The sequence below is a fragment of the Amycolatopsis sp. NBC_01480 genome, assembly GCF_036227205.1.
GTDB lineage: Bacteria > Actinomycetota > Actinomycetes > Mycobacteriales > Pseudonocardiaceae > Amycolatopsis.
In genome coordinates, this window is record NZ_CP109442.1 from 5,112,408 (window position 1) to 5,137,512 (window position 25,105).

Here is a 25,105-nt window from a genome sequence, read left to right on the forward strand (position 1 = left end):
GATGGCGATATGGCGCGAGCGCGCTGGAGAGCCGGACTTATCTTCCTGACCACGGCGGTGGTGGCGGCGATGGCCCCGGCCGCGCCCGCCCTCGCGGCGGCGAACGGCCCGGCGGCACAGACTGCACAGGACCTGGCGAAATGGGTGAACCCGTTCGTCGGGACCCGGCCGGGTGGTGCGGACCAGGGGACCGGCGGTGGCGCCGGCAACACCTTCCCCGGCGCGGTGGCGCCGTTCGGCATGGTGCAGTGGAGCCCGGACACGGTGAAATCCCAGCCGGGCGGCTACTTCTACGACGACAACGCCCTCACCGGGTTCAGCCTCACGCACCTTTCCGGCGCGGGCTGCTCGAGTTACGAGGACATCCCGTTCATCCCGTACGTGGGTGAGGTGAGCACGTCCCCGGCGACCGACCCCGGCCACTACACCTCGACGTTCTCGCACGCCAACGAGCACGCCACGGCCGGCGAGTACGACGTGAAGCTGGACAGCGGTGCGAAGGTCGAGCTGAGCGCGACCCAGCGCACCGGCTCCGCGCGCCTGACCTACCCGGCCGGCGCCTCGTCCACCCTGCTGGTGAACACCTCCGGCTCGGTCAACGGCACCGACGACGCGTCGATCAGCATCGGCAAGGACACGATCAGCGGCTGGGCGACCAGCGGCCGGTTCTGCGGCGCGAAGAACAGCTACCGGGTGTACTTCTCGGCGAAGTTCGACACCCCGTTCGCCTCGGTCGGCACCTGGAAGAACGGCGCGGTGACGCCGAACAAGACCGCCGAGACCGGCGGCGCGAAGGCCAAGGTGGCTCTGCCGAACGGCGTGGACGCCGCGATCGCGCGCCCGGCCAAGGAGAAGACCCAGGACACCACGGTCAGCGGCCCCGGCAGCGGCGGCTACGTCACCTTCGCCAACCTCAACGGCGCGCAGGTGAACGCCCAGGTCGGCCTGTCGTTCGTGTCGGTAGACGGGGCGAACGCGAACCTCAAGGCCGAGAACAACGGCAAGAAGTCGTTCGACCAGGTGGCCGCGGCGACCCGTCAGGCGTGGAACGACCAGTTCGGCAAGGTCGCCGTGAGCGGCGGCTCGGACGCGGACATGACCACGTTCTACTCCTCGCTGTACCACTCGCTGATCCAGCCGAACGTGTTCTCCGATGTGGACGGCAGCTACCCCGGCTTCGACGGGCGCATCCACAAGGCCGACAAGGGCCACGCGATGTACACGAACTTCTCCGGCTGGGACATCTACCGCTCGGAGATCCCGCTGCTGGCGACGATCGACCCGAAGCAGACCTCGGACATCGTCCGCTCGATGATGGCGTACGCCGAACAGGGCGGCGCCTGGGACCGCTGGACCGTGGCCAACGACTACACCGGCGTGATGAACGGCGACCCGTACCACATCATCGTCTCCAGCGCGTACGCCTTCGGGGCGCGTGACTTCGACGCCCAGAAGGCGTTGCTGCTCATGATCAAGGGCGCGACCCAGCCGACGCAGGGCTACACCGAGCGGCCGGGCCTGGACGCGTACCAGAAGCTCGGCTACGTGCCGGGCGCCGGCGCGGACACCCTCGAGTACACCAGCGCCGACTTCTCCATCGCCCAGTTCGCCAAGCGGCTCGGCGACAGCGCCACGTACACCACGTTCATGAAGCGGGCGCAGAACTGGCAGAATCTCTACAACCCGGGCACCGGGCACCTGCAGCCGCGCAACGCGGACGGCTCGTTCTCCGGCAGCTTCGACCCCGCCAGCTCGCAGGGCTGGGTCGAGGGCAACGGCGCGCAGTACGACTGGATGGTGCCCTACGACCTCGGCGGCCTGGTCACGGCGTTCGGCGGCAACACCGCCGTGCAGTCGCGATTGGACACTTTCTTCACCGAGCTGAACGCGGGCACCCAGAAGCCGTACGCGTTCATGGGCAACGAGCCGAACTCCAACGCGCCGTTCGTCTACTCGTTCGCCGGCGCCCCGGCCAAGACCCAGTCGATCGTGCACCGGTCGATGGACGAGCTGTACAACCCCCGTCCCGAGGGCCTGATCGGCAACGACGACCTCGGGCAGATGTCGGCCTGGTACGTCTGGTCGGCGCTCGGCCTGTACCCGGAGATCCCGGGCCGCGCCGAAACGCTGCTCACCACGCCGCGGTTCGCCCACTCCGTGCTCACCACGGGCGCGGGCAAGAAGATCACCGTCAACGCGCCGGGCACCGGTGACTACGTGGGCAGCCTCAAGGTCAACGGTTCGCCCGAGGCCGACGCGTGGCTGCCGGAGGGCCTCATCTCCTCCGGGGGCACGCTGGACTACACGCGTTCGGCCACCGCGACCGCGTGGGGCAGCGCCGCTTCCGAGGCGCCGCCGTCGTTCCGCGACCAGGAGAAGCCGAGCCTGTCCTTTGTGGACCCGGCGCGCGTGGTGACGCCGGCCGGTTCGAGCATCGCGGCCTCGGCCGGGGTGCAGGACCTGTCCGGCACCGCGAAGACGTGGACGTACACCGCCGGTTCGGTGGACGGGATCACCGTCTCGCCGGCCACCGGCAGCGTCGCGGTTCCCGCCGGCGGCAAGGCGCACGCCGCGTTCACCGTCACCGTGCCGCCCGGCACCTCCGACGGCTCGCGGAAGATCCCGGTGACGTTCTCGGCGCCGGGCCTGGCCAGCACGCAAGCGGTGCTGACCGTGCTGGTGGCGCAACCGAACAGCTGGCTCGCCACGGTCGACAACACCGGCATCTCACCGGACTCCGACTCGTCGGCGGCCAACTTCGACGGCGGCGGCTGGAGCTACTCGGCCGACGCGCTGGCCGCGGCCGGCGCCAAGCCGGGCAGCACGGTGACCAGTGACGGCATCAAGTTCACCTGGCCGTCGTTCGCCACCGGCGAGCCCGACAACGCGATCGCCAACGGCCAGACGGTGAACGTGACCGGCACCGGCACCCGGCTTTCCCTGCTGGGCGCGGGCGCCGACGGCAACGCGCAGGGCACGCTCACCATCACCTACACCGACGGCAGCAAGTCCACCGCGACCATCGGGATGTCGGACTGGACGCTCGGCGGTGGCGGCGCGCAGCCGGCGTTCGGCAACCGGATCGTGCTGACCACGCCGTACCGCAACGCTTCGGGCGGCGACCCGCAGCAGATCGGCACGATGGTGTTCGGCGCCGCGCCGATCACCCTCGACGCCGGTAAGGCGGTGGCCAGCGTGACGTTGCCGTCCAACGTCACCGGCGGCGTGCTGCACGTGTTCGCCATCGGCATCGGCTGATCTCTCAAGCCCAGAGCCGTCAAGGCCTCCTTACTCGCGTCGGACGCGGGTAAGGAGGCCTTGACGGCCTTTCACCAGTAAGGAAGCTCAATGAGGAGCAGAGTCCTGGCGGGCGCGGTCGCGCTCGCTGTCGTCGCGGCCGCGTTGTCGCCCGCACCCGCCGGCGCGCGCCCGGGCGGTGACCCGCTCGACGCCGTCAACACGTTCATCGGCACACAGGACGAGGGCAACACCTTCCCCGGTGCGTCCGCGCCGTTCGGCATGACCCAGGTCAGCCCCATGACGACGCATTACGCGGGTTATCTCTACACGGACACCGCGATCCGCGGGTTCGGCCACTTCCTGCTGTCCGGCGCGGGCTGCTGGGAGCAGGGCGGGCTGGTGTCGACGCTGCCCACCACCGGCGACGTCGGGCCGGGCGCCGCCTTCGACACGAGCAAGCCCGGCACCTTCGACTACACGAACTACGCCGCGCCGTACACCCACGAAGGCGAGGTCGGGAAGCCCGGCTACTACAAGGTGCACCTGACCGGCTACGGCGGCGTCGACGTGGAGACCACGGCCGCCACCCGCAGCGGCGTCGAGCGCTACACCTTCGACAAGTCCGGTCCTGCCAACGTGTTCGTGAACGTCGGGCAGGCGAACGCCAAGGAGCCGGTGACCGGGAGCAGCGTGCGGGTGATCGACGACCACACCGTCACCGGCACCGTGGAGTCGCAGGCCTTCTGCGGCGGCAAGTCCTACACCACGTACTTCACCACCAAGTACGACCAGCCGTTCACCGGTTACGGCACCTGGTCGCCGACCGGCGGCACCCCGGGCAGCAAGGAGTCCGCGGGCGGCGCGGGCCTGCGCGGCGCGTGGCTGACCTTCCCGAAGGGCGGCCAGATCACCGCCACCACCTCGATTTCGCAGGTGGACGCCCACGGCGCCGACGTGAACCTGGCGGCGTCGAGGGTGCGGCCGTTCGACGCGGTGAAGGCCGACGCGCAGAGCGCCTGGCGCAAGGAACTGTCCAGTGTGGACATCAGTGGCGGCACGACCGACGACCGCACAGTGTTCTACACCTCGCTGTACCACTCGTTCCTGCAGCCGCTAACCGCGAGCGACGCGGACGGGCGGTACTACGGCTTCGACAAGAAGGTCCACCGGGCGATCGGCTGGACGTACTACGACTTCTTCTCCCTGTGGGACACCTACCGCTCGCAGAACCAGCTGCTCGCGCTGCTGAAACCCGACCGGGCCCGTGACATCGCGAAGAGCATCCTCGCCATCCACGACCAGGGCGGCTGGCTGCCGCGGTGGGCGTACGCGAGCCAGGAGACGAACACGATGACCGGCGACCCGGTCACGCCGTTCCTGGTGGACCTGTGGCGCTTCGGCGCGTTGAGCGGCGAGGAAGTGCAGGCGTACCAAGCACTCCTGCAGAATTCGCGGGAGATCCCGCCGGCGTCCTCGCCGTTCCAGGGGCGCTCGGGCAACGCGAGCTACCAGGCCGACGGCTTCGTCCAGTACCAGACCGACTTCCCGAAGAAGGGCCAGGACACCGACCCGAACCACGGCGCTTCGGCCACTCTCGAGTACGCCCTCGGCGACTGCTCGTTGTCGGTGATGGCGGCGGCGCTGGGCAAGAAGCAGGACGCGGCGGCGCTGGCGGCGAAGGGGCGTACGTACTCCACGCTCTGGGACCCGAGCGTGACCGACCGCGGCTTCACCGGCTTCTTCCGCCCGAAGGTCACCGGCGGCGCCTGGTTCACCCCGGCCGATGGCCCGTACAGCCCGCAGAGCCAGGACGGCTTCCACGAAGGCACGGCGTGGCAGTACCAGTGGCTGGTGCAGCAGGACGTGCCCGGCTTGGAGCAGAAGATGGGCGGGGCGGCGAACGTCGGCAAGCGCCTGGACGACTTCTTCTCCTACGACAACCTGGTGAAGGACCCGGCCGGGACCGTCCGCAAGGACTGGGTGGTGGGCCCGTACAGCTACTACAACCAGTTCCGCTACAACCCGAACAACGAGCCCGACCTGCACTCGCCGTGGATGTACACGCTCACCGGGCAGCCGTGGAAGACCTCCGCGGTGGTGCGCGCGGCGCACACGCTGTTCACCAACGCGCCCAACGGCGTCACCGGGAACGACGACCTCGGCACCATGTCCGCCTGGTACGTGTTCAGCGCGCTGGGCCTTTACCCGGCCGTTCCGGGCACCGGCAATTTCGTGCTGAACGCGCCGCGGTTCGCCAAGTCCGTCCTGCATCTTGAGAACGGCCGCTCGGTCACGATCAACGCCGGCGGCGCGGACGGCGCGAAGCTGCAATACGTGCAGGGCCTGAAGGTGGGCTCCCGCCCGAGCGACAAGTCGTACGTCAGCGTCGAGCAACTCCGCCGTGGCACGACTCTGGACTTCTCGCTGACGGCGGACGCGGCGAAGGCGACGTGGGCAACGTCACCCTCGTCGGCTCCGGCGTCGCCTTGTGCCGGTTAGTGTCCGGCTGAAGACAATCCGTGAAGGCTCTTTCCCACCATGCAGGATCGGGAAGGGGCCTTCACGGTTTTTCCGGCATTTCACCAGGATTCCTCGCAGTGGTCCAGACCACAATGGACCGCTTTCGTGAGCACGATCACGGCCCCCGGTGTTCCGGTGAGGGCGGTCACGCCTCACACTGGTCTCATACACGTCCGACAGTGCTGTTGACGCCAAGCGGGTCCGTCCGTCTTGGACAGTGCTTCTCGGACGTTTTTGTGTGTGCAGGCAGCACGCACCCGTGTGACGCACAGGAGGAAGTCGTGTCCAGCAAGGCCGCTCTCGTGTTCCGCGTGGCCGCAGTCGCCGAAGCCCTGTCCTGGGCCGCGTTGCTGATCGGGATGTTTCTCAAGTACGTGGTGCACTCCTCCGGTGAGGGCGGCGTGCCCGTCATCGGCATGGTGCACGGCGTGATCTTCGTCCTGTACCTGCTGGTCTCCCTCTCCGTGGCGAAGCCGCTCGGGTGGCGCCCCAAGACGCTGGTGCTCGCGCTGCTGTCCAGCGTCCCGCCGCTGTTCACCTGGCTGTTCGAGAAGTGGGCCCTGCGCAACGGCCGCCTCGACGGCCCGGAGCGCCTGACCCACGGCGGCGTCGGCCTGTTCGAGCCGCGCGTGGTGGAGACCGCGGCCGCCTGATCAGCTCTTCCTGACTCGTGAGTGTTTATGACGGTTAGAACCGTCATAAACACTCACGAGTCTTTTATTCGGTGAAGTCGCCGGAGGACTTGCGGACCTTGGTCAGCAGCTCGGTGAGCTGCTCGACCTGGCGCTCGGTCAGCCCGCTGAGGCCGAAGTCGATCGAGGTGACGGCTTCGGTCGCGGCTTCGCGCCGCCGTCGCCCGTCGTCGGTGATCTCCACCAGCGTGGTGCGGCGGTCGGTGGGGTGCGGCACGCGCTTGACGAGGCCGTCGCGCTCCAGCCGGTCGACTATGTTGGTGACGCTGGTGGGGTGCAGCTGCAGCCGTTCACCCATCACCCGCATCGGCAGGCTGGCGGTGCGGGCGAAGGTGAGCAGCACAAGCGCCTCGTAGCGGGCGAAGGTGAGGCCGTGCGGCTTGAGCGCGCCGTCCACCGCGGACTGGATGATCTGTTGCACCCGCATCACACCGGTGACCGCGGCCATGGTTCCGGCCGGGCCGATCCGGTCCTCCCAGAGCTCGGCCGCGCGGGCGATCGGGTCGAACGGCAACGGACGGTTCATGACACGCGAAATTACCAGCGAGTACTCCGAACGTGACGCTCGACCTGCTCGGCGGCTGTTGACCGATATAGCAACTGAAGGGACCCGGACATGATCGTCGCGTTCAGCGTGAGCCCCTCGGGCGGCGACCCGGACGGCGGTGTCAGCGAGGCGGTTTCCCGCGCCGTGAAGGTGGTCCGCGACAGCGGCCTGCCCAACTCGACCAACGCGATGTTCACGAACATCGAAGGCACCTGGGACGAGTGCATGGCCGTGGTGAAGCAGGCCGTCGAGGCCGCGGGCGAAGGCTCGGCCCGCGTCGGCCTGGTCCTCAAAGCCGACCTCCGCCCCGGCTACGACTCTGGCCAGCTGACGGCGAAGGTCGAGCGGATCGAGGCACACCTGCAGGAAGACTGAGCGGACTCGCTCTCTGAAAGCCACGCCTGTCCGACGTTGATCGGGGCTCCGCGGGTCAGTCCGTGCTGGACCCGGCGCGAAAGACGGGATCGAGAATCGCCGCGACGAGTGCCGCCTGGTTGTCGAGGAGCTCTTCTTCAGATCATGTCGAGCCCTTCTTTGCGACGCCATGCGGCCCATTTGGCCTGTCCGACGTTGCCGTAGCCGGCCAGGTGGGCGGAGCGGAGAATCTCGTCAGTGTCGACGCCGTGCCGGGCGAGTTGGACGATGTCGATGTAATCGCGCCATCGGGTGCTGGTGATGCCGCGCTCGAGGATGGTGACGCCTTTTTCCGCGATGGCCGTCTCCGGCGCGTAGCCGAGTAGCTCGATCGGCTCCCCGAGCACCCGCCCGACTCGTACGGGTCGTGGAGCGGGGACGATCGGGTCGCCGGTGGACACGTCCCAGGCTGCGACACCCTGCCAAGGCCCGATCGCGGCCTTCACTCGCACTCGGTAGCCGGGATAGTCGGCTTGCTCGCGGATCTCCTGCACGGTGATCGTGTCGACGTCGAAGACCACGCCGTCCGGGGCGTCGACGGCGGCGATGTCGCGCACCACAGTGCTGAGGTGCGCGGTCGAGACCTCGGCGGTGACGGCGTTCGCGTCGACGTCCTTGGTGGGGCGGCGCACCCCGTAGGCGGCGAGCAGGATGCCGCCTTTGAGCACGAAGTCCTCGGCATGGGGCGTGCGGGTGAGGCGGTCGAGGAACGATTCGAGGACGTGCCGGGTCAGGTACTCCTGCGTCGGGACGGCGCGTCCGGTCTTTGCCGCGGTCGAACGTGCGGCGGCCTGGATCTGCTTGAAGGTCGTGGTGCCGGTGTTCATGCGAGTGCGTCCAGCGCGGTGAGGATCGGGGTCTTGGCCCTGGGCAGGGTGGTGGCGAGCTTGATCAGGCGTGCGGGTTTGCCGCCGCGGCGCAGCCACTCCTTCAAGGCGTCCCGGGCGAGTTCGTAGCCGATCTCACCGCGGAGGCGGAAGGCGTCGGCGATCGACCGTTCGGGGGAGTAGAGCCCGATGGTCGACTCGGTGCCGGGGATGGGGATCTCGTCGCGGCCGAGTTCGAAGGTGGCCCGGTCGAAGGAGTGCCACGCGATCGACGGGTTTCCGGCAGGGATGCGAGACCCCCGGGGGATCGCGATGTCCAACGCGGCCGGGATCGTGTCGGTCAGATCATGGTGGGCCAGTGCCGAGGTCAGGCAGATCGTCGCCTTCGGGCGCCGGATTGCCGCCTCGGTCCAATCCCAGTCCGCTGCGGCAGCGTCCGCCGGCAGGTAGATCCCGCGTGCGATGCGGTCCAGCTGTCCTTCCCGTGCGGCGCGGTACAGCCCGCTGCGCGACAGGCCGAGACGGTTGGCCGTGCCCGGTGTCACCGTCGCCATCGCAGTCACCTCCGCCCATGGAACAAAACGTCTACACGTAAGAGTGCCTGACGACAGTTCGTTCCAAGCTGTGTGCGTAAGCCCGGTCAAGGCAGCGGCGGCGTGAACGCCACCGTCCAGCGGCCTTCCTCCTGCGTCACCGCCAGCCGGTAGCTGAACGCCTGGCCCCGCCCGGCCACCCCGGTGACCACGGCGATGGTCGGCGACCGATCGTCCGGCAGCAGGTGCACAGCGACATCCCGCACACCCTGGTCGTTCAGCACAGCCACGTAGTTGTCGGCGAAGTCCGAGGCGCCCGAGCCCGGGTAGTTCAGCAGGCCGCCCAGCGCGTCGGCGTCGTGGGCGGTCAGGGCGGAGGCCAGTCCGTCGCGCAGGGCGGCGGGGGAGGGGGCACCGGGGTCGGGCTGGCGGGCGATGAGGATGGTGACCGTCCCCATCCACACGACCACCGCGGCGACCGCCAGGGTCACCGTCATCCTTCGCCGGCTCATCACGTCCGCCGCCACCTCCCGCCCGTTCCCGCCTGAGCTTGCCCGAGCCGGGTGCGCCGTGCCGGGCCGGGGCGGGCACCGGCGGTGAAATGCCGGGGGCGGACGTGCCAGGATGGAAGGGTGACACACCCACGCGGATCTGCAGCGAACTCGGCGGCGATGTCCGCCGCACTGTCCGGCGCGGTCGACCTGTCCGCGCTCAAGGCCCGGGCCGAATCGTCCCGGAACCAGCCCCCGGCACCGCCCGCGGGCGCACCCCCGGCGAGCAGCCCGCCGTCCGGCGCGGTCTTCGACGTCACCGAGGCCACCTTCCAGGCCGAGGTCGTCGAGCGCTCGCTGAACCAGCTCGTCGTGGTGGACCTGTGGGCCGAGTGGTGCGGCCCGTGCAAGCAGCTCAGCCCGGTGCTGGAGCGCCTGGCCGCCGAGGCCGGCGGCGCCTGGGTGCTGGCGAAGGTCGACGTGGACGCGAACCCGCGCATCGCGCAGCTGTTCGGCGCGCAGTCGATCCCGACCGTCGTCGCGATCGGCGGCGGCCAGCCCGTGGACGCGTTCTCCGGCGCCCTGCCGGAGCCCGAGATCCGCAAGTGGCTGAACGCCCTGCTGGACGCGCTGCGCGACCGCCTGCCCGGCATCAGCGCCGCGGAGCAGGAGAACGGCGGCCCGGCCGAGGAGCCGGAGGACCCGCGGTTCACCGAGGCCGAGGACGCCTTCGAGCAGGGTGACTTCGCCGCCGCGCAGGCCGCCTACGAGCGCATCCTCGACGCCGAACCCGCCAACGAGCTGGCCAAGAACGCGCTGGCCCAGGTCAAGTTCACCGCCCGCGCCGAAGCGGCCGACCCGGACGCCCGCGCGAAGGCCGACGCCGACCCCGCGGACCTCGACGCCCAGCTCGCCGCCGCGGACCTGGACATCGCCGAGCAGGACGTGGACGCCGCCTTCACCCGCCTCGTCGACACGGTCCGCCGCACGGCCGGCGACGAGCGCAACCGCGTCCGCGAGCACCTGGTCGCGCTGTTCGAGCTGTTCGACCCGGCCGACGAGCGGGTCATGAAGGCCCGCCGCAACCTGGCGAGCGCCTTGTTCTGAGCCGTTTCACCGGCAAAAGCCCCCAGCCGCAGGCACTCGCGGATGGGGGCTTTTGGCATTCCCGGCTCAGCCCAGGGTCAGGAAATCGACGCTGATCCAGCCGGACACGCCATTGTGCGTGTCCGTGCCGTAGCAGCAGCCGCCGTTGCCGTCGCGGTTCGTGACGTGGAACCGGTCGCCGACGGTGTCCGTCCCCGGCAGGTTCCCGCCGTAGGTGCAGGCGACCCAGGGCGCACCGCGTTTGCCCACAACGAAAATCCCCCGAGCCGGGCAATTCTGAACGCGGCCCGGTCAACTGCTTTTCGGCGGTCCGGGGGAGCAGCGTCACGGGTACTTCTGCGAGCACGAGGACGAGCCCTGGAGGTAGCCGCTCTGCATCGCCTGGATCCGGTCGAACCCGACGGCCGGGGCGGTGCCGTTGACGTCCGTCGTGATCACGCTGCCCTGGCGCAGCACCTCGGCGATGGCCTCGTCGAGGTCGCCGGCGGACAGCCGCAGCTGCGGTCCCGGGGCCGCGTCAGCCTGCTTCTGGCTGGCGAATTTCGCCCAGGCGCCCACCAGGCAGGTGGTCCGCAGCCCCGCGTTCGCGTTGTCCAGCGAAGCGCCGACACCCTTCTGAATCCCCATCGCGTAACGCGAGGCCACTTCGGCGAACGCCGCGAAGTCGCCGAGGCCGCCGCTGTCCTTGCCGGCCTGTTCGGCCTGCGGGTCGGACGGCTGGGCCAGCTGGGTGAGCCGGTTCAGGTCGATGTTCACGGTGTTGTCGGCCGGGCAGTACGAGGCGGGCGGCGTGCTCGGGCCGCCCGAGCAGCTGCCGTTGCCCGGCACGATCTCCGGCGCGACCACGCCGGCGCCCTTGAACGCCGTGTCGAGGCTTTCCTTGAGCAGCTTCAGGGTGCTGCTGTTGAGCTTCGCGTCGCCCTTGCCGGTGTCCTTCTGGTCGAACGGCCGCTCGGTGAGCCGGGCCTGCACGTTCTGCGTGTTCATCCCGGCGCACTCGGTCGGGCCCTTTTCGAACCCGGACTGGAAGGCGAAGGTGCGGTCGAACGCCGTGCCGTGCGCCTGCCGGTCGGTGGCGCTGGTGCCCGCCTGGTCGCGGATGAAGAACATCGCGGCCATCACCTGGTCGAGGCCCTCGGCGGTGGACACCTGGTAGAACTTGCTCTTCCCCTCGGCCACCCAGCGGAAGTAGCCGCCGGCGAAGCAGTCCGCCTGCTGCTCCTTCACGACGGTCGGGGTGCTCTTGGTGATGCCCGCCTTGTCGCCGAGCCGGTACTGGATCGCGTGGCCGAACTCGTGCGCCAGCACAGTGACCACCGACATCGGCCCGAAGCGCTGGCGCAGCATCGGCAGCAGCACGCCGCGGTCCCACGCCACCGAGTCGTCCTCCGCGCAGTAGAAGGCGTTCACCAGCTTCTTGACGCTGCCGCAGGCGGTGTTCTCGGTGTCAGAGTTCGAGTCGTAGGACAGCAGCGACGTGACGGGCTTGAAGTTCAGGCCGCCGAAGTCCGCGGGCAGGGTGGCGCCCCAGTACGCCTCCACGTCGGCGATCGCGGCCGTGGCGAGCTGGTCGTCCTGGCCGCCGTCGGCGTTCTTGACGTCCAGCCCCGGCGTGGGCGCGCCCGACTTGAGGCCGCTCTCGAAGTGCGTCACCGGCAGGCCCGCGACGTTGCCCGCCCCGGCCGTCACCGGCCCGGAAGACCCGTTGCCGCACGCGGCCACGCCGAGCGCCGCCACCAGCGCGAGCGCGACCAGCGCCCGGCCTCCCCCTTGGCTCATCTTCACTCGTTCCACTCTTCGGCCCACCGGACCGGGTCGACAACGGCCAGGCAGGACCCTACTAAGCGGGTACGCCGGATGCGCGCGTTATCCCCGAAGCCGCGCGGATCACAGTCCCCGCCGGTCCTGCCGCCAACTGGCCCGCGCGCCCGCCGCCCCGGCCCGATATGGTCGCTGGTCATGCGTGCAGTCCGCCGGTTCACCGTTCGCGCCAGCCTGCCCGAGTCGCTCGCCGGGCTCGGGGCGCTGGCCACCAACCTCCGCTGGACCTGGCATCCGCCGACCCGCGACCTGTTCGCGTCGATGGACGCGGAGCTGTTCAACGCCATCCGCGACCCGCTGCGGATGCTCACCGCGCTGCCGCCGGAACGGCTGTCCGAGCTGGCCGTCGACGAGGATTTCCTGCGCCGCACCCGGGAGGCGGCCGACGACCTCGAGCGCTACCTCACCGAGCCGCGTTGGTACCAGCGGCGCACCGACGAGGGCCTGCCCGGCGCCGTCGCGTACTTCTCGATGGAATTCGGCGTCACGGAGGCGCTGCCGAACTACTCCGGCGGGCTCGGCGTGCTGGCCGGCGACCACCTCAAGGCGGCGTCCGACCTCGGCGTGCCGATGATCGGCGTCGGCCTGCTGTACCGGTCCGGCTACTTCCGCCAGGCGCTGTCGCTGGACGGCTGGCAGGTCGAGCACTACCCGGTGATCGACCCGAACGCGTTCCCGCTGGAGCTGGTCACCGACGGCGGCCGCCCGGTGGTGGTCGAGGTCGCCATGCCCGGCGGGCGCGAGCTGCGCGCCCAGATCTGGCGCGCCCGCGTCGGGCGGATCCCGCTGCTGCTGCTCGACTCCGACATCGAGGACAACGACGAGGACCTGCGCCCGGTCACCGACCGGCTCTACGGCGGCGACGCCGACCACCGCATCCGCCAAGAGCTGCTCGCCGGCATCGGCGGCTTCCGCGCGGTCCGGAAGTTCTGCGAGCTGACCGGGCACCCGCAGCCGCTGGTGTTCCACACCAACGAAGGCCACGCCGGCTTCCTCGGCCTGGAGCGGGCGCGCGAGATCATCCAGTCCGACGGGCTGGCGTTCGACGAGGCGCTGCCCGCCGTGCGCGCGGGCACGGTGTTCACCACGCACACGCCGGTCAGCGCGGGCATCGACCGGTTCCCGGTGGACCTCGTGCAGCGCTACTTCACCGACGGCCGGCTGGTCCCGGACGTCGACCCGCGGCGCGTGCTGGCGCTCGGCGCCGAGGACAATCCCGGCCTGTTCAACATGGCGCACATGGGTTTGCGGCTCGCCCAGCGCGCGAACGGCGTCTCGGAGCTGCACGGGCGCGTCACCCGCCGGATGTTCTCCCGGCTGTGGCCCGGTTTCGACGAGGACGAGGTGCCGATCTCGTCCATCACCAACGGCGTGCACGGGCCCACCTGGGTCGCGCGCGAGCTGAGCGCGCTGCTGGGCGGCAACCACGACGAGTTCGGCCACGAGGGCCGGACTCCGGGCAGTTCGCTGCGCGACGGCGTCACGGACGAGCAGCTGTGGGGGTTGCGCCGGGAACTGCGCGAGAAGCTGGTCGGCGAGGTCCGGCGGCGCGTGCGCGCGGCCTGGGTGCAGCGCGGCGCTTCGGCGCTGGAACTCGGCTGGACCGACCGCGTCTTCGACCCGGATGTGCTGACGGTCGGCTTCGCCCGCCGCGTGCCGACGTACAAGCGGCTGACGCTGATGCTGCGCGACCCGGACCGGCTGCGCGCGCTGCTGCTCGACGAGCGGCGGCCGATCCAGATCGTGATCGGCGGCAAGTCCCACCCGGCCGACGACAACGGCAAGCAGCTGATCCAGCAGATCGTCCGGTTCGTCGACGATCCGGCCGTGCGGCACCGGATCGTCTTCCTGCCGGACTACGACATGTCCATGGCGCGCTACCTCTACCGCGGCTGCGACGTGTGGCTGAACAACCCCGTGCGGCCGCTGGAGGCGTGCGGCACCTCGGGCATGAAGTCGGCGCTCAACGGCGGCCTCAACCTGTCCATTCGGGACGGCTGGTGGGAGGAGTGCTACGACGGCAGCAACGGCTGGGCCATCCCGACCGCCGACGGCATCACCGACCCGCTGCGCCGCGACGACCTCGAGGCCGCCGCCCTGTACGACCTGCTGGGGCAGCAGATCGCGCCGCTGTACTACGACAACGACGCGGCGGGCGTGCCCACCGGCTGGCTGTCGATGGTGTGGCACACGCTGGAAACGCTGGGCCCGTTCGTGCAGGCGTCGCGGATGGTGCGCGAGTACGTGGATTCCGGCTACCTGCCCGCGTCCCGCACCGTCGCCGCCGCGACCGGCGACGGCTACCGCGGCGCCTTGTCGCTGGCCGACTACCGCACCAAGCTCGAGGTCGCGTGGCCACGCGTGCGGATCTTCGACTCGGAGCTGCTCTACGACCACGCCGAACGCCTGGTGGTCGGCACCGAGGTCACCGTGCGCGCCCGCATCGACCTGGCCGGCCTCGATCCGTCCGAAGTGGACGTCCAAGCCGTCGTCGGCCAGGTCGGCGACGCGGACGAACTCACCGACACCATCACGGTCCCCATGCACGGCGACGGCATCGGCGCGTTCGCCGCTTCGCTCACCCTGCCGCGCGCGGGCTCGGTCGGCTACACCGTCCGGGTGCTGCCGAAACACGACCTGCTGGCCAGCCCGGCCGAACTGGCACGGGTGGTCCTGGCCTGAACGGCTCGTGAGTGTTCATGCCGGTTCTAACCGTCATGAACACTCACGAGCCCCTACGGCACCGCCGGCGACCCACCAGCCGTCACCGGCAACCCAGCCGCAGCCCAAGCCCGAAACCCGCCCGCCAGATCCGTCGCCCCACTCAACCCCAGCCGCTGCAAGTCAGCAGCAGCAAGACTCGACGAGTAACCCTCGTTGCACACCACGATCGCGACAGTCCCCGGCGTGACGCCCGGGAGTTTCCATTCGCTGTCCGGTGCCAGGCGCCATTCCAGGTGGATCCGCTCGACGATCACCGAGCCGGGGATCTCGCCCTCGGCGAGCCGGTTCGCGTGCGGGCGGATGTCCACGATCAGCGCGCCGTCGGACTGCAGGCGCTGCGCGCGCACCGGGTCCACGCGGTCCAGACCGGACCGGGCGCCGTCCAGCAATTCGTCGATCACGCTCATCGGCCGAGTATGGCCGGGAGCGGCGGGATCTCCGCGGGCACGTCCGCGAGGGTCCGGTAGTCCCGCGTCGCCACCAGCGGCGGCGAGTACGCGTGGACGCTGGCCGCCGGCTGCTCGCCGAGGCCGGTGACCTGGTGCGCGCGCCCGGCGCCGAAGCCGATGCCCTCGCCCGCGGAGTGCGTGCGGCGCCGGATCGGCCCGCCGGGGTAGCGGTACTCCTCGCCGATCTCGCCCTGCAGCACCGTGAACGAGCCGGACGCGCCCCCGTGGTCGTGCGGCTTCGTGTGCTGGCCGGGCAGCCAGGAAAGCAGCCACAGCTCCACGCCGTCGGTCAGCGCCAGCCGCGCCCACCAGCGGGAGTCCTCGTCGAAGCGCAGCAGCTCGCGCAGGCCGCCGGTCAGCTCGGTGGTGACGGTGCTGGTCAGCTCGGCCAGCTCGCGCGGCGTCCACAGCAGCCGCGACGGGTGCAGCAGCTGCGGCAGCAGCGGGTCGGTCAGCTGGGGGTGGATCTCGACGTCAGGGGTGATCGACGTGGTCAACGGGGGCGCTCCTCGTTCGAAGGTGACGGCTGGGGTGACACAGCGCGGCACGCGGAGAACGCGGGGCGTCCTCGGCTTTCAGCGGGCGTGCCGCGCGGGCGTACACCCGGAGGAGGCGACGAGGAGCAGGTCGATCGCGCGACGGCGCCAGAACGAGCCCCGGGTGACGGGGGCGACGGCGGGCGCGGGCCTGGACATGCCGCAATCCTGCCACAGCCCGGCGGCCCGGCCGGGTTCCGTCCCACCGGCTGGACGTGCGCGGGGCGAACAAACCCGGGCGGGTGCGAACGCGTGCGCGAGGGCGGCCACAATGGGCTTGTGAGCGAGCCGACCCTGCCCAGCGACCTTGACGATCTCGTGGTGCGGATGGCCGGTGTCGGCGTCCGACGGAGCGGAAACGACCTGCTCGCCGGCCTCGACTGGAGTGTCGAGCTGGACGAGCGCTGGGTCGTGCTCGGCCCGAACGGCGCCGGCAAGACCACCCTCCTGCGGCTGGCCGCCGCCGAGTTGCACCCGACCGCCGGCACCGTCGACCTGCTCGGCGACCGCATCGGCCGGGTCAACATCTTCGACCTGCGCCCCCGGATCGGGTTCACCTCCGCCGCGATCGCCCAGCGCGTGCCTGGCGACGAGCTGGTCCGCGACGTCGTGGTGAGCGCCGGTTACGCCGTGATGGGCCGCTGGCGCGAGGCGTACGACGCGATGGACGTCAACCGCGCCGCCGAGCTGCTGGGCACGCTCGGCATCGCACACCTGGCCGAGCGCACCTTCGGCACACTGTCCGAGGGCGAGCGCAAGCGCGTGCTGATCGCTCGGTCGCTGATGACCGACCCCGAGCTGCTGCTGCTCGACGAGCCGGCGGCCGGCCTGGACCTGGGCGGGCGCGAAGACCTCGTCGCGCGGCTGTCCGACCTCGCGCTGGACCCGGACGCGCCGGCCATGGTGCTCGTCACGCACCACGTGGAGGAGATCCCGCCCGGCTTCACCCACGCGCTGCTGCTCAAGGACGGCCACGCCGTGGTCTCCGGGCTGGTGGACGACGTGATCACCAGCGAGAACCTGTCGAAGACGTTCGACCAGGACCTGGTCCTGCAGCGGTCGGGCGAGCGGTTCTTCGCCCGTCGGCGGTAGCTTGTCCTTACCGGCCGGTAGCCTGGTTTTCCGTCAACGAGGAGGAAGTCGCGTGGCAGAGTTCGTAAGCCTGGAGGTCGAGGGCGGGGTCGGCACGATCCGGCTCGACCGGCCGCCGGTCAACGCGCTGAACAACCAGGTGCAGGCCGAGCTCGCCGAGGCGGCGCGCGAGGCTTCCGACCGCGACGACGTCCGCGCGGTGATCCTGTACGGCGGCGAGAAGACCTTCGCCGGCGGCGCGGACATCAAGGAGATGGCCAACCGCACGTACCCGGAGATCGCCAAGTTCGGCGCCGAGCTGACCGCGTCGCTCGCCCGGATCGCGAACATCCCGAAGCCGGTCGTCGCGGCCATCACCGGCTACGCCCTGGGCGGCGGCCTGGAGCTGGCGCTGACCGCGGACTGGCGGGTCGCGGGGGACAACGTCAAGGTCGGCCAGCCGGAGATCCAGCTCGGCATCATCCCCGGCGCCGGCGGCACGCAGCGGCTCTCGCGGCTGATCGGCCCGAGCAAGGCCAAGGACCTGATCTTCACCGGCCGGTTTGTGAAGGCCGAAGAAGCGCTCAAGCTGGGCATCCTCGACGAGGTCGTGGCCCCGGACGACGTGTACGCCGCCGCCCGCAAGTGGGCCGCGCAGTTCGGAGGAGGTCCCGCCGTGGCGTTGCGCGCCGCGAAGACGGCCATCGATTCCGGGCTCGATGTCGACCTCGCTACCGGGCTGAAGATCGAGACCCAGCTGTTCACCGCCCTGTGGGCGACCGAAGACCAGGCGAACGGCATGAAGTCGTTCATCGAGAACGGCCCGGGCAAGGCCACTTTCGAGGGGAAGTGACCAGCGTGACCGATCCCGCGCCGAACCCGCACGCCACCGCCGAAGAGGTCCAGGCGGCCTACGGCGACCCGAAGCTCGCGAACGTGCTCTACCATGACTGGGAAGCCGGGACGTACGACGAGAAGTGGTCGATCTCCTACGACGAGCGCTGCATCTCGTACGCCACCGACGTGTTCAACGCCGTCGCGGGCGAGGACGGCCAGCCCTACCAGCACGCCATGGAGCTGGGCAGCGGCACCGGCTTCTTCTTGCTGAACCTGATGCAGGGCGGCGTCGCCAAGAAGGGCTCGGTCACCGACCTGTCGCCCGGCATGGTGCAGGTCGCGCTGCGCAACGCCGAAGGCCTCGGCCTCGACGTGGACGGCCGGGTCGCCGACGCTGAGCGGATCCCGTACGAGGACAACACGTTCGACCTCGTGGTCGGGCACGCGGTGCTGCACCACATCCCGGACGTCCGCGCGGCGTTCGCCGAGGTGCTGCGCGTGCTCAAGCCCGGCGGCCGGTTCGTGTTCGCCGGTGAGCCGACCAAGGTGGGCGACTTCTACGCGCGCAAGCTCGGCCAGTTCACCTGGTTCCTGACCACGCGGGTGACCAAGCTGTCCGCGCTGAGCAGCTGGCGCCGTCCGCAGGAGGAGCTGGACGAGTCCTCGCGCGCCGCGGCGCTGGAAGCTGTGGTGGACATCCACACGTTCGACCCGTCGGAGCTCGAGTCCATGGCCCGCGGCGCCGGCGCACAGGACGTGCGCGCGGTCACCGAGGAGTTCTCGGCGGCGCTGGCGGGCTGGCCGATCCGGACGTTCGAAGCCGCTGTGCCGCAGGAGAAGCTGACGGTGCGCTGGCGCCTGTTCGCCTACCACCTGTGGCTGCGGCTGTCCGCTTTGGACAAGAAGGTGCTCTCGAAGGTGCTGCCGCGCGAGCTGTTCTACAACGTGATGATCACCGGGACCAAGCGGCCGTCCTGAATTGGCCTACGGTTTCACGTCCGAAGACGTCGCCTTCCTGCGCTCCGGCGCGGGACGGGCGGCGTTGCTCGCGGCCTCCGCACTGCCGCTGACCGACGCCAGCCGGATCGCCGACGTCGGCGCCGTGCGGCGTTCGGTGGGGGAGCGGTACGCCGCCGCGGTGTTGGAAACCGTGGTGCTGCGCCGGAAATCGGGTGCGAAGCTGGCGGACGCTGGCGAATGGCTGTTCACCGGCGACGCGCTCCAGCAGGCGAGCGCGACGCCGGTGGCCCGGCACCGGGCGTCCCGGCTGGCCGGCCTGGACGTGCACGACGTCACCTGCTCCGTGGGCGCGGACCTGGTTGAGCTGGCCCGGGTGGCGCGCCGCGCTTTGGGGTCCGATGTGGACGCTGTACGGCTGGAAATGGCGCGGCACAACGCTTCCGTCGCCGGGGTCTCGCCTGGCGTGGTCCGGGCGGACGCGCTGGCGCCGGTCAGCCGCGGCACGGTAGTGGTCGCGGACCCGGCCCGGCGCGACTCGGCGGGCCGCCGCACCTGGAAGCCCGCCGACTTCCTGCCCCCGCTCGACGGCCTGGTGGACGCCTACCCCGACCGTCCACTGTCGATCAAGTGCGCGCCCGGCTTGGACTTCGAGATCGCACCGTGGGCCGAGGAGGTGGAGCTGGTCTCGCTCGACGGCGCGGTCCGCGAAGCCTGCCTCTGGCGAGGGTTGTCTGATGGCGTCTCGCGCCGGGCGACCGTGCTGCGTTCGGACGGTGCACAGTGGACTTTGACGGATACTTCGCCGGACGACATTCCGGTGAGGGAGCCGGGGAAGTGGATCATCGACCCGGACGGCGCCGTCGTCCGCGCCGGCCTGGTCCGGCACTACGCGGCGCGGCATGGGTTGTGGCAACTGGACGAACGCATCGCGTACCTCACCGGCGACACCCCGCCGTCCGGCGTGCGGGCGTTCCGGGTGCTGGAACACGGCCCGTACAACGAGAAATCGCTGCGCTCCGTCCTCAAGCGACTCGAGGTCGGACGGCTGGAGATCCTGGTACGCGGTCTGGACATCGACCCGGACGCGCTGCGCCGCCGGTTGAAACCGCGTGGCCCCGCGGAGTCCACTGTGGTGCTCACCCGGATCGGCCGCTCGCCCGCGGTTTTCGTCTGCCGGGCCGAGCGCATCCCTTCGTAGGGTGGAATCCGCGGCGGCGGCAGCGTAGGTTCGGCAGGTTCGTTACAGCTACGGAAGGGTCGCCGTGTCCCGTTTTCCAGGTCTCGTCAAGCTTGCCGCCGCCGCGGCGATCGGTGCCACCGTGGCGGGCGGCGCGACCGCGCTGGCCGGCTCGGACGCCGTGACCGCCGCCCACGGCCGGGAGCCGGCCAACATCGGCCAGGTGAAGAACGACGTCAAGGCCTACTACGGCGACTACCTCGACGCCTCGGGCAAGCACCACTATTCCGACAGCAGCCGGTTCGTCACCGACACCAAGCGGGTCGTCGCGGACGCCAAGCGGTACCTGACGCAGAAGCTGGGCGCCGTGAAGAACCCGGCGATCGTGCTCGACGTCGACGACACCGCCGAGGTCACCTACGGCTGGGAGGCCGACAACGACTTCGGCTTCGACCCGGTCAAGCAGCAGCAGGCGATCGACAACGGCACCTTCGTGGCCAACAAGCCGGTGCTGGAGCTGGCGAACTGGGCGGCGCAGCACGGGGTGAAGGTCTACTTCCTCACCGGGCGCAGCACGCCGCAGGGGCCGCAGTCGCTGAAGAACCTGGCGAACGAGGGCTACCCGGCCCCGGCCGATGCGTTCTTCAAGCCGAAAGGCACCGCACCGGACTACCTGCCGTGCGGGCTGACCTGCAACACCGTGCAGTACAAGTCCGGCACCCGCGCGCACATCCAGGCCACGGGCGCGCACATCGTGCTGAACCTCGGGGACCAGTTCAGCGACCTCGAGGGCGGCTACGCGGACAACCCGGTCAAGCTGCCGAACCCGATGTACTACCTGCCCTGAGCGTGAAGCGGCCCCAGGCGTCCATAGTGGACTCCTGGGGCCGCTTCGTTTGACCGGTCCGGCTCAGCCGTTGTAGCCCGCGAAGATCTTCGCGAACTCGTACGGCTGCTGCGGGACGTTGGTGCACTTGTAGAGCGCGCCGGTGCACGCATTCGCGTCGCGGCCGGCCTCCCACATCGACAGCATGCCGATGTGCACGGTCTTCGCGAAGTCGACCAGTGCGGTGGCGTCCTTCTGGTAGAAGATCTCGTTCTGCGAGTCGTTGACGCCGAGCATCGGGGTGACGCCGACCTTCTGCCAGGCGGCCGCGTCCGACAGCCCGAAGATGGACTTGACCTGGGCCTGCGTGGCCTTGGCCGCGGAGATCGCCTTCGCTCCCTGGTCACCGGCGCCCTGGTAGTAGTCCATCGCCATCACGTTGACCATGTCCACGTCGACGCCGGCGGACTTGGCCGAGTTGACCACGTTGAGCCCGTCCGAGGTGAGCCCGTCCGGCAGCACGGGCAGGGTCAGCGAGATCTTGAGGCCGGGGTTGTCGGCCTGCACGGTCTTCAGTGCCTGCGACCGGCGCTGGATCGTCGCCGTGTCGGCCACTGCGGCGCCCTCGATGTCCAGGTCGATGTACTTGAGGCCGTACGCCTTCACGACCGCGTCGTACTCCGCGACCAGTGCCGAGGTGTCCGTGCACGCCTGGGCCAGCTCGATGCCCGACGCGCCGCCGAACGACACCTTCACGTCGCCGCCGGCCGCGCGGATCTTGCCGATTTCGTCGGACTGCCAGCCGGCGCGCGGGTCGTAGGCGTTGAACCAGCTCGCCTTGCAGCCGGCCGAGGTGACGAAGCCGAGAGTGAAGCTCTTCACCCCGCCGCCCGCGGACATGGCAGACAGAACCGGCGTCGGCCAGGCGCCCATGTCCACATAGGGCGCGACGGGGACCGCCGAGTCATTGACGGCGGGAGCGGCGCCGGCCGTGGCTGCCGGCGCCGCCAGCCCGGCGGCGATCGCCACCAGCCCGCCGAGCGCGGTGGCCAGTTTCCGGGGAGAGGGGAGTCGCATCGGTGAAACCTCCACAGCGGGGACCTGGAGAAGGGGAAACCTTGTCCAAATGGTATAGACCAATAAGTCGGCCCAAGCCATAGCCCATTCGGATGCAGTGGTGTCCCGATCAGCGGGAACGGCGGAGGTTCGCCGGTTTCGTCAGCTTCAGGACTCGTGAGTGTTTATGCCGGTTCTAACCGTCCTGAACACTCACGAGTCCTTGCCGGACCTGGCCTGGTTCGGCTCAGCCGACGGCGAGCGCAGTGACTCCTGAGACGTAGCGTCCGCCCTTCAGATCACCCAACGGCACCAGGCGCGGCAGTGCGAGCGGTTTCCCGTCTTCGACCGTGGACAGCAGCAGTGGCCGTCCGCCGGCGGATTGCTCGGCGAGCGTCACGGCGGCGCCGTAACCGTCGGAGCCCACGGCGACCACCGGTTCGCCGGACGTCGGCAACACCCCGGCCAGCAGCAGGACGAGCGCGAGCGGCGGCCCGGACTCGGTGTGCGTCTGCGGTCCGGCGTCGGAGTTGAACTTGGCCGTCACGGTCCGGCGCGGCAGATGCGCGAGCAACGCCGGCGGCAGCGTGACAGCCCGCCGCCCCTGCGTGACGCGAACGGCCCGTTCAGCCGCCCCGGCATCGGACACGGCGAAGGTCACCGTCCGCACGTCAGCCACGGTGCGGCTGGCGTTCCGGTCACCCGGCACCGTCAGATCGACCCCATGCCGCCCGGCCCGGAACACCGCCGGATGGTTGCCGACGGACGGATCGATCTCAGCGAGCGCGAACGTTACGGACCGGTGCCCGCTCCCCGTCACCCGCACGGTCACGCGCAACGCGGTGTTCTTCCCCGGCGGCAGCACCGGCGCCGCCGCGGCGACCACCTGCTGCAGCCCGTCCCCAGCAAGCTCCTCAGCCGAGTACGACATCGGTGATCCTACGGCCCCGCCCACGGAAACCACCTCGGCCGCGGTGGCCACCCCGCCACTGACCCCGAGCCCGACGACCACCGCCAGCCCCACGACGAACCCGCGCATCAGCGCCTCCTTCGGCCGATCACCCCCGCAGGCGCGGACGATCGGGCCGGAGTTTAGCCGCTTCGCCGGAGATCGTGTGCCCACTGCCGCCCACCCGAACCGCCCTCTCGCCGATAGCCGGCGATGCCGTGCCACGCTCTGTCCAACTGGTCGGACCTGCGTCTCGTCGCCCCCTATGGATCGCGACGGCAATGCCGTGTCGCGACTGCCGGCCGATCGCTCCCTCTCGCCGATAACCGGCGACGCCACGGCAATGCCGTGCCACGCTCTGTCCAACTGGTCGGACCTGCGTCTCGTCGCCCCGGTCGATCGTGACGGCAATGCCGCTTCACGACTGCCGACCGATCGCTCCCTCTCGCCGATAACCGGCGACGCCACGGCAATGCCGCACCACGCTCCCTCCAACTGGTCGGAACCGCGTCTCGTCACCCCAGGTGGATCGCGACGGCAATGCCGTGTCACGGCAGCCGCCCGATCGCTCCCTCTCGCCGGCACCGAGATCAACCACCGCCCCACTCACCCCCGGCGCCGGGCCACCAGCACAGCGTCGCGAATGGACACTTCGCTCCCGTCCGGAAGAGTCCCCATCCGCGACCGAGCGTCGGTGACCACGCGGTCCCACCCGTCGTCGAGAGTCGCGGCGACGGCTTCGGCCGTGAAGAACAGGTCGGGTACCTGCGGACGGGGCACTCCCGCCTCCAGGTCCGACGGATGGTGCCCGACGATGAGCAGCGTCCCGCCCGGCGCGACCGCCGCCGCCAGCCGCGCGAACAGGGCCGTGCGCTCGGGCGTCGGCAGGTGCATGAACTGGGCCGACACCAAGTCGAACTGCTCGTCCGGCGTCCACGACGTCAGATCGGCCTGCTGCCACGAGATCCGCTCGTCCAGGCCCTGCGCCGCGGCCTCCTTCGCGCCGCGCGCCAGCGCCGTGGCCGAAAAGTCGACGGCCGTCACTTGCCAGCCGGAGGCGGCGAGCCACAGGGCGTCGCCGCCTTCGCCGCAGCCCGCGTCCAGCGCGCGGCCCGGACGCAGGTCCGCCGCCTCGGTGACCAGCTGCGGGTTGGGCCGTCCGGTCCACAGCGACGTCTGCGAACCGTAAAGCTCTTCCCAGAATCCCCGGTCGAACACCGGCATCTGCTCCGTCATCTCAAATCCCGTGCCTACGCGCGCCGGCCACCAGCTCGCTCACCCGCTGTTCGGTTTCGGGCGTGAACGGTCCGTTCGCGTCCAGGGCCAGCCGCACGTCCTCGTCGATGAGGTCGAAGTTCAGCGCGGCAGCGGCATTCAGCCCGGCGCCCGCGGAGATGATCACCTGCGACCGCAGATCCGTCACGTTCCCGGCCAGCCACACCCCGGGGACGGCCGTCGCGCCATTCGCGTCCGACGGCACCGCCGAGCCGACGACGTACCCGCCCATCTCCTGCTCCACCGCCGCCAGACCGAGCGACGCCAGCACGCCCACTCGCGCGGTGAACCGCGGCGCGACGACCATTGCCTCCCGCGCGACGAATTCGCCCGACCGCAGCCGGACGCCGGTCAGCGCGTCGTCGGCCACTTCCAGCGCGGCGACTTCGCCTTCCACGACGCGGATCCCACGCGCGGCCAGCTGCTTGCGCTGGTCGGCGTCGAGCGGCGGCGCGGTGTGGAGGAACAGCGTGACGTCCGCCGTCCACTGTCGCCACAACAACGCCTGGTGCGCGGACATCGGGTTCGTCGCGAGGATGCCGACGGCCTGGTCGCGCACCTCCCAGCCGTGGCAGTAGGGGCAGTGCAGCACGTCGCGGCCCCAGCGCTCGGCCACGCCGGGAACGTCCGGCAACTCGTCGACCAGGCCCGTCGCCACCAGGAGGCGACGCGCGCGCACCGACCGGCCGTCGGCCAGCTCCAGGGTGAAGTCGCCGTTTTCGCGTCGACGCGCGGTCGTGACGGTCCCGTTCACGACCTGGCCGCCGTAGCCCTCGACCTCCACGCGTCCGGCGGCGAGCAGCTCGGCGGGCGTGCTGCCCTCGCGGCCCAGGTAGTTGTGCACGTGCCCAGCCGGCGCGTTCCGCGGCTCGCCGGCGTCGACGACCAGCACCGAACGGCGCGCCCGCGACAGCGCCACCGCCCCGCTCAGGCCGGCCGCCCCGCCGCCGACGACCACCACGTCGTATCTCTCGTCCACTGGGTTCCTCCCGTTGTTCGCCTGTCCCTTCGGACTATCCGCACCAGCGGAGGACTTGACAAATATGTTTGCCG

General features: G+C 70.4%; 23 protein-coding genes. 11 read left to right on the plus strand and 12 right to left on the minus strand.

Translation table 11 applies throughout. From position 1 onward, the window contains the following. Positions 1 to 69: 69 nt before the first annotated feature. From OG371_RS24520 to OG371_RS24530, 3 genes are all read left to right on the plus strand, one after another. Positions 70 to 3,258: a GH92 family glycosyl hydrolase gene (locus tag OG371_RS24520; RefSeq protein WP_329057406.1), complete on the plus strand. Its 3,189-nt coding sequence runs from the start codon at positions 70 to 72 to the stop codon at positions 3,256 to 3,258. Positions 3,259 to 3,348: 90 nt separating this feature from the next. After that, positions 3,349 to 5,739 carry a GH92 family glycosyl hydrolase gene (locus OG371_RS24525; protein WP_329057407.1) on the plus strand — a complete coding sequence of 797 codons (2,391 nt, stop codon included), beginning with the start codon at positions 3,349 to 3,351 and terminating at the stop codon, positions 5,737 to 5,739. Between the two features lie 302 nt (positions 5,740 to 6,041). Next, a complete protein-coding gene (locus OG371_RS24530) occupies positions 6,042 to 6,413 on the plus strand; it encodes a DUF3817 domain-containing protein (protein ID WP_329057408.1) in 372 nt (123 codons plus the stop codon). A gap of 64 nt (positions 6,414 to 6,477) precedes the next feature. Here OG371_RS24530 and OG371_RS24535 read toward each other — a convergent pair whose 3' ends face one another. After that, a complete protein-coding gene (locus OG371_RS24535; RefSeq protein WP_091622103.1) occupies positions 6,478 to 6,978 on the minus strand; it encodes a MarR family winged helix-turn-helix transcriptional regulator in 501 nt (166 codons plus the stop codon). Between the two features lie 90 nt (positions 6,979 to 7,068). On the opposite strand from OG371_RS24535, the gene OG371_RS24540 reads away from it, so the two are divergent. Continuing rightward, complete coding sequence (locus OG371_RS24540) at positions 7,069 to 7,374, plus strand: thiamine-binding protein (RefSeq protein ID WP_329057409.1); 306 nt, start codon at positions 7,069 to 7,071, stop codon at positions 7,372 to 7,374. Positions 7,375 to 7,511: 137 nt separating this feature from the next. Here the strand turns inward: OG371_RS24540 and OG371_RS24545 are convergent, their stop codons facing one another. The 3 genes from OG371_RS24545 to OG371_RS24555 form a co-directional block, all read right to left on the minus strand. Next, positions 7,512 to 8,240 carry a nucleotidyl transferase AbiEii/AbiGii toxin family protein gene (locus OG371_RS24545; RefSeq protein ID WP_329057410.1) on the minus strand — a complete coding sequence of 243 codons (729 nt, stop codon included), beginning with the start codon at positions 8,238 to 8,240 and terminating at the stop codon, positions 7,512 to 7,514. Continuing rightward, entirely contained in the window at positions 8,237 to 8,794 is a 558-nt protein-coding gene (locus OG371_RS24550) for a type IV toxin-antitoxin system AbiEi family antitoxin domain-containing protein (protein WP_329057411.1), read from the minus strand. The genes OG371_RS24545 and OG371_RS24550 overlap by 4 nt, the downstream gene beginning before the upstream one ends. 86 nt (positions 8,795 to 8,880) lie before the next feature. Beyond that, positions 8,881 to 9,270 (minus strand): hypothetical protein, encoded by a 390-nt coding sequence (locus OG371_RS24555; protein ID WP_329057412.1) that lies wholly within the window; start codon positions 9,268 to 9,270, stop codon positions 8,881 to 8,883. A gap of 135 nt (positions 9,271 to 9,405) precedes the next feature. On the opposite strand from OG371_RS24555, the gene OG371_RS24560 reads away from it, so the two are divergent. Next, entirely contained in the window at positions 9,406 to 10,371 is a 966-nt protein-coding gene (locus tag OG371_RS24560; protein WP_329057413.1) for a tetratricopeptide repeat protein, read from the plus strand. 66 nt (positions 10,372 to 10,437) lie between these two features. Here the strand turns inward: OG371_RS24560 and OG371_RS24565 are convergent, their stop codons facing one another. Then, positions 10,438 to 10,620, minus strand: a complete 183-nt coding sequence (locus tag OG371_RS24565; RefSeq protein WP_329057414.1) for a hypothetical protein — start codon at positions 10,618 to 10,620, stop codon at positions 10,438 to 10,440. A 75-nt stretch (positions 10,621 to 10,695) separates the two neighbouring features. Continuing rightward, the gene (locus tag OG371_RS24570; protein ID WP_329057416.1) at positions 10,696 to 12,150 is read right to left on the minus strand and encodes a neutral zinc metallopeptidase; all 1,455 of its coding nucleotides are present in this window, start codon (positions 12,148 to 12,150) and stop codon (positions 10,696 to 10,698) included. Between the two features lie 180 nt (positions 12,151 to 12,330). Here OG371_RS24570 and glgP point away from each other — a divergent pair, with 180 nt between their 5' ends. Then, entirely contained in the window at positions 12,331 to 14,874 is a 2,544-nt protein-coding gene (glgP, locus tag OG371_RS24575; RefSeq protein WP_329057417.1) for an alpha-glucan family phosphorylase, read from the plus strand. Positions 14,875 to 14,927: 53 nt separating this feature from the next. Here glgP and OG371_RS24580 read toward each other — a convergent pair whose 3' ends face one another. Both OG371_RS24580 and OG371_RS24585 read right to left on the minus strand, forming a co-directional pair. Beyond that, the gene (locus OG371_RS24580) at positions 14,928 to 15,323 is read right to left on the minus strand and encodes a rhodanese-like domain-containing protein (RefSeq protein WP_329057418.1); all 396 of its coding nucleotides are present in this window, start codon (positions 15,321 to 15,323) and stop codon (positions 14,928 to 14,930) included. Continuing rightward, positions 15,320 to 15,862: a cysteine dioxygenase gene (locus tag OG371_RS24585; protein ID WP_329057420.1), complete on the minus strand. Its 543-nt coding sequence runs from the start codon at positions 15,860 to 15,862 to the stop codon at positions 15,320 to 15,322. Before OG371_RS24585 ends, OG371_RS24580 begins: the two co-directional genes overlap by 4 nt. Positions 15,863 to 16,180: 318 nt before the next feature. Between OG371_RS24585 and OG371_RS24590 the strand changes: the two genes are divergently transcribed. The 5 genes from OG371_RS24590 (at position 16,181) to OG371_RS24610 (ending at position 20,793) form a co-directional block, all read left to right on the plus strand. Further along, positions 16,181 to 16,993 (plus strand): ABC transporter ATP-binding protein, encoded by an 813-nt coding sequence (locus tag OG371_RS24590; RefSeq protein WP_329057421.1) that lies wholly within the window; start codon positions 16,181 to 16,183, stop codon positions 16,991 to 16,993. A 52-nt stretch (positions 16,994 to 17,045) separates the two neighbouring features. Next, positions 17,046 to 17,825 carry an enoyl-CoA hydratase/isomerase family protein gene (locus OG371_RS24595; protein WP_329057422.1) on the plus strand — a complete coding sequence of 260 codons (780 nt, stop codon included), beginning with the start codon at positions 17,046 to 17,048 and terminating at the stop codon, positions 17,823 to 17,825. Beyond that, entirely contained in the window at positions 17,822 to 18,787 is a 966-nt protein-coding gene (locus OG371_RS24600; protein WP_329057423.1) for a class I SAM-dependent methyltransferase, read from the plus strand. Before OG371_RS24595 ends, OG371_RS24600 begins: the two co-directional genes overlap by 4 nt. Position 18,788: 1 nt before the next feature. Next, on the plus strand, positions 18,789 to 19,967 hold the full coding sequence (locus OG371_RS24605; protein ID WP_329057425.1) for a class I SAM-dependent methyltransferase: 1,179 nt from the start codon (positions 18,789 to 18,791) through the stop codon (positions 19,965 to 19,967). A 64-nt stretch (positions 19,968 to 20,031) separates the two neighbouring features. Further along, complete coding sequence (locus OG371_RS24610; protein WP_329057426.1) at positions 20,032 to 20,793, plus strand: HAD family acid phosphatase; 762 nt, start codon at positions 20,032 to 20,034, stop codon at positions 20,791 to 20,793. Between the two features lie 63 nt (positions 20,794 to 20,856). Here the strand turns inward: OG371_RS24610 and OG371_RS24615 are convergent, their stop codons facing one another. The 4 genes from OG371_RS24615 to OG371_RS24630 form a co-directional block, all read right to left on the minus strand. Next, entirely contained in the window at positions 20,857 to 21,849 is a 993-nt protein-coding gene (locus tag OG371_RS24615) for a chitinase (protein ID WP_329057427.1), read from the minus strand. 226 nt (positions 21,850 to 22,075) lie between these two features. Next, complete coding sequence (locus OG371_RS24620) at positions 22,076 to 22,867, minus strand: hypothetical protein (RefSeq protein ID WP_329057428.1); 792 nt, start codon at positions 22,865 to 22,867, stop codon at positions 22,076 to 22,078. A 516-nt stretch (positions 22,868 to 23,383) separates the two neighbouring features. Continuing rightward, positions 23,384 to 24,013 carry an SAM-dependent methyltransferase gene (locus OG371_RS24625; protein WP_329057429.1) on the minus strand — a complete coding sequence of 210 codons (630 nt, stop codon included), beginning with the start codon at positions 24,011 to 24,013 and terminating at the stop codon, positions 23,384 to 23,386. A 1-nt stretch (position 24,014) separates the two neighbouring features. Further along, positions 24,015 to 25,031, minus strand: a complete 1,017-nt coding sequence (locus tag OG371_RS24630; protein WP_329057430.1) for an NAD(P)/FAD-dependent oxidoreductase — start codon at positions 25,029 to 25,031, stop codon at positions 24,015 to 24,017. Between the last annotated feature and the right edge of the window lie 74 nt (positions 25,032 to 25,105).